Annotated in this window: 3 protein-coding genes; 1 reads left to right on the top strand and 2 read right to left on the bottom strand. The window is 72.1% G+C overall.

Going from position 1 to position 2025, the window contains the following annotated elements; all coding sequences use genetic code 11:
* Positions 1 to 450, top strand: a 450-nt coding sequence (locus tag ABZ646_RS45770) for a TetR/AcrR family transcriptional regulator C-terminal domain-containing protein (RefSeq protein WP_360533484.1), incomplete at its 5' end; no start/stop codon positions are given.
* A 79-nt stretch (positions 451 to 529) separates the two neighbouring features.
* On the opposite strand, the gene ABZ646_RS45765 is transcribed toward ABZ646_RS45770, so the two are convergent.
* Both ABZ646_RS45765 and ABZ646_RS45760 read right to left on the bottom strand, forming a co-directional pair.
* Positions 530 to 1003, bottom strand: coding sequence for a PPOX class F420-dependent oxidoreductase (locus tag ABZ646_RS45765; RefSeq protein ID WP_360533481.1), 474 nt, complete (start codon positions 1001 to 1003; stop codon positions 530 to 532).
* 65 nt (positions 1004 to 1068) lie between these two features.
* Positions 1069 to 1890 (bottom strand): YceI family protein, encoded by an 822-nt coding sequence (locus ABZ646_RS45760; protein WP_360533478.1) that lies wholly within the window; start codon positions 1888 to 1890, stop codon positions 1069 to 1071.
* Positions 1891 to 2025: the final 135 nt, after the last annotated feature.

The following is a 2025-nucleotide window of genomic DNA, read 5'->3' as shown; positions in this document are numbered from 1 at the left end:
GCCGCGGAGTACCGCGCGCTGCTGGTCCGCCACCCCTGGCTCTCCCCGCTGGCCGGCCGCTACCTCAACATCGGCCCCCACTCGCTCGCGTTCTCCCGCGTCGTCCAGCGGGTCGTCCGCCGCGCGGGCCTGCCCGCACAGGGGGTGACGGGGGCGATCTCGGCCGTCTTCCAGTTCGTCTACGGCTACGGCACGATCGAGAGCCACTTCGCCGCGCGGGTGGCGGCGGCCGGCATGACGGCCGACGAGTACTTCGACTCCGCGATGGACGCCGTGACGGAGGTCCCGGACACGGCGAGGATCATCGAGGAGTCGAGAGACCTCATGGCGGCGAGGGGCGGCGACACCGTCGCCGAGATGCTGGACAGGGACTTCACCTTCGCCCTGGACCTACTGATCGCAGGAATCGAGGCCAAGGTGCAGCGCCCCGAAAGGGGCGCGGGGCCGTGACCGAGATGCGGCTCCGCCGCGTGGGCGCGAGCAGTCCGACACGGCCCGCGCCCGCGAACAGGGACGCACCCCCGGGCTCCTAGGCGTCCGGCGAAGCCAACCGCGCCGGGAACCCCCCGGTGGCCACCGGCCCCCACCGCTCCGGCGTCACCCGGATGATCGACTTCCCCTGCCGTACCATCGCGGCCCGGTACTCGTCCCAGTCCGGGTGCTCCCCCGAGATGTTCCGGAAGTACTCCACCAGCGGCTCCACCGACTCCGGCGAGTCGATAACCTCGGCCCGCCCGTCCACCTGGACCCACGGCCCGTCCCACTCGTCGCTCAGGACGATCACGCTCACCCGCTCGTCCCGCTTCGCGTTCCGCGTCTTCGCCCGTTCGGGGTAGGTGGAGGCGACGATCCGTCCGGAGTCGTCGACACCGCAGGTCAGCGGCGACCCCTGCGGGCTCCCGTCGGCCCGCCGGGTGAGCAGGATCGCGCGGTGGCGGGGTCGTACGAAGTCCAGGAGTTCGTCGAGGGAGACGGACGTGTTCGTCGCGATGTTCGGTGCCATGCGGCCAGCCTAGGGCCGGGGCGCCCGCTCAGCCTGTCCCTGGTGGGCCCACCCTGGGCCCGCCCTCATGCCTGCGGCAGCGACTCGCCCTGTACCGCCTGGACCTCCAGCTCCACCTTCAGGGTCGTGCCGATCGCGGCGATGCCCGCCTGGACGACCTGGTTGTAGTTCATGGCGAAGTCCTCGCGGTGCAGCTCGGTCGTCGCGCGGAACGCGGCCCGGGTGCCGCCCCAGGGGTCGGCGCCGGTGCCGAGGTAGGCGAGGTCGAGGTCGACGGGGCGCACCACACCGCGCAGCGACAGCTCGCCGTGCACCGTCCAGCGGTCCGCGCCCGCCGCCGTCACGCCCGTCGAGACGTAGGTGATCTCCGGGTGGCGTTCGACGTCCAGGAAGTCGGCGGAACGCAGGTGGGTGTCGCGCATGCCGTTGCCGGTGTCGATGGAGGCGGCCCGGATGACCGCCTGGACGCGGGACTTGGTGACGTCGTCCGGGGCGATCTCGATCGACGCGGAGAAGTCCGTGAAGCGGCCCCGCACGCTGGAGATGCCCAGGTGCTGGGCGACGGCGCCGACCGTGGAGTGCGCCGGGTCCACGGTCCACGGGCCGGGCGGCGGCAGCTCGGTGCCGCCCTGCCGGGACAGGGTGACCGTGCCGATCTCGGCGCGGCCGCTGGCGGTGACGATGGCGCTGGCGGCGGTGGGCGCGTAGCCCACGGCGGTGACGATGACGGTGTACGCCCCGGGCGCCAGCGGGTTCGGGTCACGGACCGTGCCCTCGTCGTCGGCCTCGGCGCGCAGCACCTGGCTGCCGGTCATGTCGGTCACCGTGACGACCGCGTGCGACACGGCCCATCCGTCCCGGGTGCGGATCCTCGCGGTCAGTCCCATCCCGTTTCTCCCTGCGAACACTCGAACAGTCATGTGGTAAGACAGTCAGAAACCATGCATCTGGCCCCCACCGAACGCCAGCAGCGGCTGCGCACCGAACTGCGCTCCTACTTCAGGAGCTTGATCCCGTTCCCC

It is taken from the genome of Streptomyces sp. NPDC007162 (assembly GCF_040634175.1).
Lineage (GTDB): Bacteria > Actinomycetota > Actinomycetes > Streptomycetales > Streptomycetaceae > Streptomyces.
This window is presented reverse-complemented; position numbering and strand designations above follow the sequence as displayed.